The 6,602-nt window shown below is 66.8% G+C and carries 6 protein-coding genes and 1 pseudogene; 2 read left to right on the top strand and 5 right to left on the bottom strand.

The window, feature by feature from the left end; translation table 11 throughout:
* Together HMPREF2990_RS13045 and HMPREF2990_RS10860 are read right to left on the bottom strand one after the other, a co-directional pair.
* A pseudogene (locus tag HMPREF2990_RS13045) lies at window positions 1-340 on the bottom strand (hypothetical protein); the annotation flags it as partial.
* Between the two features lie 38 nt (window positions 341-378).
* Window positions 379-867, bottom strand: coding sequence for a GNAT family N-acetyltransferase (locus HMPREF2990_RS10860; protein WP_038588686.1), 489 nt, complete (start codon window positions 865-867; stop codon window positions 379-381).
* Window positions 868-909: 42 nt separating this feature from the next.
* On the opposite strand from HMPREF2990_RS10860, the gene HMPREF2990_RS10855 reads away from it, so the two are divergent.
* On the top strand, window positions 910-1,803 hold the full coding sequence (locus tag HMPREF2990_RS10855; RefSeq protein WP_070764635.1) for a trypsin-like serine protease: 894 nt from the start codon (window positions 910-912) through the stop codon (window positions 1,801-1,803).
* Here HMPREF2990_RS10855 and HMPREF2990_RS10850 read toward each other — a convergent pair whose 3' ends face one another.
* On the bottom strand, window positions 1,804-3,600 hold the full coding sequence (locus tag HMPREF2990_RS10850) for an acetyl/propionyl/methylcrotonyl-CoA carboxylase subunit alpha (protein ID WP_246817534.1): 1,797 nt from the start codon (window positions 3,598-3,600) through the stop codon (window positions 1,804-1,806).
* Between the two features lie 129 nt (window positions 3,601-3,729).
* Window positions 3,730-4,611, bottom strand: a complete 882-nt coding sequence (locus HMPREF2990_RS10845) for a sulfurtransferase (RefSeq protein ID WP_070764634.1) — start codon at window positions 4,609-4,611, stop codon at window positions 3,730-3,732.
* A 268-nt stretch (window positions 4,612-4,879) separates the two neighbouring features.
* Here HMPREF2990_RS10845 and HMPREF2990_RS10840 point away from each other — a divergent pair, with 268 nt between their 5' ends.
* Window positions 4,880-5,941 (top strand): Cj0069 family protein, encoded by a 1,062-nt coding sequence (locus tag HMPREF2990_RS10840; RefSeq protein ID WP_038588696.1) that lies wholly within the window; start codon window positions 4,880-4,882, stop codon window positions 5,939-5,941.
* Window positions 5,942-5,947: 6 nt separating this feature from the next.
* Here the strand turns inward: HMPREF2990_RS10840 and HMPREF2990_RS10835 are convergent, their stop codons facing one another.
* On the bottom strand, window positions 5,948-6,601 hold the full coding sequence (locus HMPREF2990_RS10835; RefSeq protein ID WP_070764633.1) for a hypothetical protein: 654 nt from the start codon (window positions 6,599-6,601) through the stop codon (window positions 5,948-5,950).
* Between the last annotated feature and the right edge of the window lies 1 nt (window position 6,602).

Genomic DNA, 6,602 nt, shown 5'->3' with positions numbered 1-6,602 from the left:
TGGTGGTGGTATCCCCCTCGGTGGCGCACAGCTGCGCGGTGTACTCCCAACGCTTCGTCGGATTCGTGATCCGGCGTGCGGTGCGTTCGATCAGCTCTAGGGTTTCGATGCAGTGGCGGTTGGCCTCGGCCGCGGCGCGGGCCTCAAGCTGGAAGCGGGAGTGGCTGGTGGGCCGGAAAAACCGGCGGGCAAGGCGCACGAGTGTGTCTGCGTAGTCGTCGGCCGCGCCCATCCCAATGAGCGTATCCGCATCCAGGCCCGCCTCGTAGACAAGCCGTAGTGTGGCGATTCCCCCTGCTTTGAAGGCCAAAAAGGCCCGTAATTGTTGTTGATCCCCCATAGGGCCACAACCTAATGCAGCCCCGGGCACCTCGCAACTTAAAGATTGAGCGCCATGACGTTGGCTTTGCCCTTGACGTCGTCGAAGCCGAACTGCTCGTAGCGGTGGCGGGCCCGCGGATTGTCCGGGTCGACCCACAGGGCGAGGCGCTCGGCACCCTGCTCCTGGCCCAGAAGTACGGCCTGCTCCAGCAGGAGCGCGCCGAGCCGGTGCCCGGCGTAGCGGCCCTCCACGGCGATGGCGAGCTCCGGGATGTCCGGGCCGAGGTTCGCGTGCCCCTCATCCGGCGAAGCCCAGTAGCGGAACCAGATGCCGCCGGCCGGGGTGTGGAATTCGTCGCTGACGATGATGCCGCCGTCAGAATCCGGGTCCCAGCCGTAGATGTACTCGTGCACGCCGGCGACGATGCCCTCGCGTTCCTGCGGGTGCATCGGGGCCGTCTCGTCACCGAAGACCTCGGTGAGGAAATTGAGACGTTGGAGGTAGGTGCGGTCGGCTTCTTTGGCTCTGCGGAAGTGGAATTCCATGCGCCCCACAATAGCAAGGCGATAGGTTGTACTATTTGGCCCATGCATACCGTTGCCCGTCGCGCCGCCGTCCTCGCCGCAGCTGCCGCCCTTGCCGCCCCGCCGGTTGCGGGAGCGGCAGAAGTGGTGCAGCAGGGCTCGCAGATCGTCGTGGCGGACGCCTCAAGCTGCGCGATCGCCTACAACGACCGCGCCGAGAACATCAGCTACACCGCAGCACACTGCGGGCTCACCGGTGAGCGGGTGCGGCTCAAGCGCGCGGACGGGTCGACCACGGGCGAGGTGGGCACGTTTTACCCCTCATCAAAGTGGGGCAAAGGTACCGGCAACGACTGGGCCGCGATCCGCTGGGATCCGGGCGTGCGGGTGGGGGTGAATGGTCGGAGTGGGGACACGGTGGCGTCGCTAAGCGAGATGGCGAAAGGCGAGCAAGTCTGCACCTTTGGGGTGGCCTCGCGGCAGGTGCAGTGCGGGACGTTCGCCGGCAGCATCGACAACAATCTCTACTTCGACGGGGTCAGCGGGCAGCACGGCGACTCCGGCGGGCCAGTGTGGTCGCCGCGGCGCGGGTTCCTCGGGGTCTACTCGGGAATCAGCGTTATTCGTACGACGAGCGGCAGCGAGCACCAGCTCTCGCGCGCGTCCGTACCGGCAAACGGCGACGAGGTGACCGAAGGCGAGGAAATCCGGCTGATCGCCGACTACTTCCGCGCCCCACAGGTCAACGACCACCGCGCGGAGCTGCCGGACGACGCGCTGTCCGGCGCGGCGGCGGGGTCCGCACGCCGCATCGAGGCCAGCAGCAATATGGATGAGGGTACGCTGCCGGTCATCGCGATTATCATCGTCGGCGTGCTCGCCGCCTCGGCGCCGGTGCTCGGCCAGATTTTGCAGACCGTGGCGCAGTGGCGCATCGACGGCCTGCTGCCGCGCTAGCTACTTCAGCTCCATCAGCACGGCGGCCTTGTTCACCTGGGCGCCCTCCTCGGCGGCCAGGCCGGTGACGGTGCCGGCCTTGTGCGCTTTGACGGGGTTTTCCATCTTCATGGCCTCGAGCACCACGAGGACGTCGCCCTCTTCGACGGTGTCGCCTTCGGAAACGTTGCACTTGATCACGGTGCCCTGCATCGGCGCAGCGACGGCATCGCCCGAGACGGCAGCCTTCGAGCCGCTGGAGCGGCGCTTCTTCGGGCGCTTGCGCTGCGCCCCGCCGAGCAGCAGGGAGGAGGGCAGAGCCACCTCGATGCGGCGGCCGTTGATTTCCACGGCGAAGGTGCGGGAGTTGTCGGTGTCCGTCTCGGTCTCGGTATCCGCGTCGGCGGCGGGCAGCTCGTTGACCCACTCCTCCTCGATCCAGCGGGTGTAGACGCCGAAGGAGTCGCCGTCGCCGACAAACGCCGGGTCGTCCACGATCACGCGGTGGAAGGGGATGACGGTGGGCAGACCCTTGACCACGTACTCGTCGAGCGCGCGGCGGGCGCGCTGCAGCGCCTCCTCGCGGGTCTCGCCGTGGACGATCAGCTTGGCCAGCATGGAGTCGAACTGGCCGCCGATGACCGAGCCGGCGCGCACACCGGAGTCGACGCGCACGCCCGGGCCGGCCGGCTCGGCGTACTCGGCGATGGTGCCCGGCGCCGGCATGAAGTTCGCCGCGGCGTCCTCGCCGTTGATGCGGAACTCGATGGCGTGGCCGTGTGGGGCGGGGTCGGCGTCAAAGCGGAGCTCCTCGCCGCGGGCGATGCGGAACTGTTCGCGCACCAGGTCCACGCCGGTGGTGGCCTCGGTGACGGGGTGCTCGACCTGCAGGCGCGTGTTGACCTCCAAAAACGAGATGAGCCCGTCGGAGCCGACGAGGTACTCCACGGTGCCGGCACCGTAGTAGCCGGCCTCGCGGCAGATCGCCTTCGCCGAGGAGTGGATGCGTTCGCGCTGCTCGTCGGTCAAAAACGGGGCCGGGGCCTCCTCGACCAGCTTCTGGAAGCGGCGCTGCAGGGAGCAGTCGCGCGTGCCCATCACGACGACGTTGCCGTGCTGGTCAGCGAGTACCTGGGCCTCCACGTGGCGGGCCTTGTCCAGGTAGCGCTCGACGAAGCACTCGCCACGGCCAAATGCGGCGGTGGCCTCGCGGGTGGCGGACTCGAACAGCTCCGGGATCTCCTCGCGGGTGTAGGCGACCTTCATGCCGCGCCCGCCGCCGCCGAAGGCTGCTTTGATGGCCACCGGCAGGCCGTGCTCGTCGGCAAACGCGAGGACCTCTTCGGCATCTGCAACCGGGTCCTTGGTGCCCGGCGCCATCGGGGCGTCGGCAGCCTCGGCGATGTGGCGCGCAGTGACCTTGTCGCCGAGCGCTGCGATGGCTGAAGGCGAGGGGCCGATCCAGGTCAGGCCCGCGTCGATGACGCGCTGGGCGAACTCGGCGTTCTCGGACAAGAAACCGTAGCCGGGGTGGATGGCGTCGGCGCCGGACTTCGCCGCGGCGTCGAGAAGCTTGTCCATGTCCAGGTAAGACTCCGCCGCGGTCGCACCGCCGAGGGCGAAGGCCTCGTCGGCCAGCCCGACGAAGGGGGCATCCTTGTCCGGCTCCGCGTACACGGCGACAGAGGCAATACCTGCGTCTTTCGCCGCGCGGATGACTCGGACGGCAATCTCGCCGCGGTTGGCCACCAGCACCTTCGAAAGCGCGTGGCTCAGGTTCGTGGCGTCTGCGGTAGAAGCGTCGTTTGAAGTAGGCACGAAAACATCCCGTCTTTCTTGCAAGCGATTAGTGATGCCAAACTATATCGGTTCTCGACGCCCCATGTTACAACTCGCATGAAAAAACGTCGCGGAGGCTGGGCGGCCAACGCGACGTCGAAAAGCGGGCTAGGCGCCCGAGCCCTGCTCAACGGGCACGCGCACCATGTTGCCCCACTCGGCCCACGAGCCGTCGTAGAGCGAGATGTTGCTAAAGCCCAGGATGTGGTTGAGCACGTACCAGGTGTGTGCGGAGCTTTCGCCCAGCTGGCAGTACACCACCGTTTCGGCGTCCGGGTCGAAGTCCTCGTAGATCGCGGCGATGTCAGGCAGGTCCTTGAACAGCGCGTTGGGGAACAGGGAGCGGCCCCAGGTCACGTTCACCGCGCCCGGGATGTGGCCGTGGCGCAGCGTGGAGGGCGACTTGCCGGGGGCGCGGTCGGAGGCGTTGCCGTCGGTGCCGTCGTACTGGCCGGGCTGGCGGGCGTCGATAAGCTGGGTGGGCGTGTGCTGCAACAGATCGGTAGCGAAGGTGCGGTACGGCTTGTCCTGGCGCTCCACCACCGGGTACTCGGTGGCCGGGTACTCGGGCACGGCGAACGAAGTGTCGCGCTCCTCGCCCATCCACGCGTCGCGGCCGCCGTCGAGCAGGCGCACGTCCGGGTGGCCGAACAGCTCGAAGACCCAGGCGGTGTAGGCGGCCCACCAGTTAGACTTGTCCCCGTAGACCACGACCGTGTCGTCGCGGGAGATGCCGCGCTCGCTCATCAGCTTGGCGAAAGCCTTGCCGTCGATGAAGTCGCGGGTGACGGGGTCGTTGAGGTCGCGGTGCCAGTCGATGCGCACCGCGCCCGGGATGTGCCCGATGTCGTAGAGGTAGGCGTCCTCGTCGCTTTCCACCACGCGCAGCCCCGGCTTGCCCAGGCGCGCGGACAGCCACGCTGCGGAGACGAACTTCTCCGGGTGCGCGAAGTCTTTAAACTTCGGGTGGTCGTCGAGCTCAATGGCCATGGTTGCTCCCCTTCATCTGCATGCTTATCGACGCTCCCACGCCGGTTTTCTCCGCCCCAACCCTACAGAATTTGCGCTCCCTGCGAGGCAAAATCGCCGCGCGGGGGTGCTTTGCGCACGGCTCAGCGCAGGGGGAGGGCGGCGGGTGTGAACTTGCCCACTTGGGGCGCGCTCGTGGAGAGAAAACGTGGCATTGGCCTTAAAATTTGATGGGTAAGAGCTGATTGGCACCGGAACATAGCCGGACCAAGAGAGAAAGGGCCACCCCGTGCACAAAGCAATTGTTGTCTTCGAGGTTGAAGGCGGATCCGACAAGTACTTTGACGGCCACCGCAAAGACACCATGCCCATCGTCAACGCCATCAAGGATGCCGGCTGGCACGCCGAGGTGGTCTACTACCGCCCCGAGTGGAGCGACGACATCTACGCGTACGTCAGCGAGAACTTCGACGGCTACATCTCGCGCGTCAACCCCGGCAACATCCCGGGCGGTGAGCAGGGCTACTTCCAGCTTCTGACCAGCCTGTCGGTCGCTGGCCTGGTCGGCATGTCGACCCCGGGCGAGATGATGGCCTACGGTGCCAAGGACGCCCTGGTCAAGCTCAACGACACCGACCTGGTGCCCGCCGACACCGCCGCCTACTACGACGTGGAGACCTTCCACAAGACGTTCCCGACGTCGCTGTCCTACGGCGAGCGCGTGCTCAAGCAGAACCGCGGCTCCACCGGCTCCGGCATCTGGCGTGTGCGCCTCGACGACGAGGAGGCCGCCGCCAGCGTCGAGCCGGGCACCGCGCTGCCGCTGGACACCAAGCTGCGCTGCACCGAGGCCGTGGACAACCACACCGAGGTCCGCCAGCTGGGCGAATTCATGGACTTCTGCGACCAGTACATCGTGGGCGACAACGGCATGCTCGTAGATATGCGGTTTATGCCGCGCATCACCGAGGGCGAAATCCGCATCCTGCTCGTCGGCCCGCACCCCGTGTTCGTGGTGCACAAGAAGCCGGCCGAGGGCGGCGACGCGTTCTCCGCGACCCTGTTCTCCGGCGCGAAGTACACCTACAACAAGCCGGAGGAGTGGCAGGAGCTCATCGACATGTTCGCCGAGGCCCGCCCGGTGATTGCGGAGAAGCTCGGCGGCGACAACATCCCGCTGATCTGGACCGCGGACTTCATGCTTGCCGACGACGACGAGACCGGCGAGGACACATACGTGCTCGGCGAGATCAACTGCTCGTGTGTCGGCTTCACCTCGGAGCTGGACATGGGCATCCAGGAGCTGGTGGCCAAGGAAGCCATCAGCCGCATCGAGGCGAAGCTTGCGTAAGCGCGGTTAGTCGTACGTGCCCAGTAGGTAGCTGACGGGGTAGTCCCACCACTCGTGGAACTTCGCGGTGTCACCGGCAACGGCTGTTACCGCGCCGTCGATGACCTGGAGTTCTGCGGAGTAGTGGTTGACGTAGCCGTCGGCGGTGTACTGGCCTCGCTCCGACCACTCGAAGGTGGCGCCGCCGTTTTCGAGTGGTGTGATGTTGTCGATCCGGCCGAAGAGTTTCACCTCTCTGGCCGGTTCGCCGTTGATATAGAGCGCCAGCCCGTCGGCGATTGAGGCTGCGGTGCCGGCGTGGCTGTGCTCGTCGCCAAGCGAGCCGCGGAAGACGATCCAGCTCAGCGGCGCGCAGGGGTCGTAGGCGTTGTCGATGTCATCGATCCAGTAGTTGTAGTCGCTGCCGTCGTCGGCGGGCATGCGCCCGGGTGCTGTGCCGGAAGGGTAGGCCTCGCGGGGGTCCTTCGGCAGCTGCGCGCAAGTGTCCGCATTGTCAGGCTGCGCTTGCTGGGTCGGCGGCGCTGCACTCTCCGGGCCGACGTCCTCCTCCACCACGGTGGTCTGCGTGACCGTCACGGTGGGCGGGTCGGCTGGCTCGGTGCTGCAGGCGGCAAGCGGGAGCAGTGCCGTGAGGACAGTGGCGGGAACGAAGCGTTGCATG

Source organism: Corynebacterium sp. HMSC071B10 (assembly GCF_001814825.1).
GTDB lineage: Bacteria > Actinomycetota > Actinomycetes > Mycobacteriales > Mycobacteriaceae > Corynebacterium.
The sequence above is the reverse complement of the archived record's forward strand: the minus strand, read 5'-3'. Positions and strand labels throughout refer to the sequence as shown.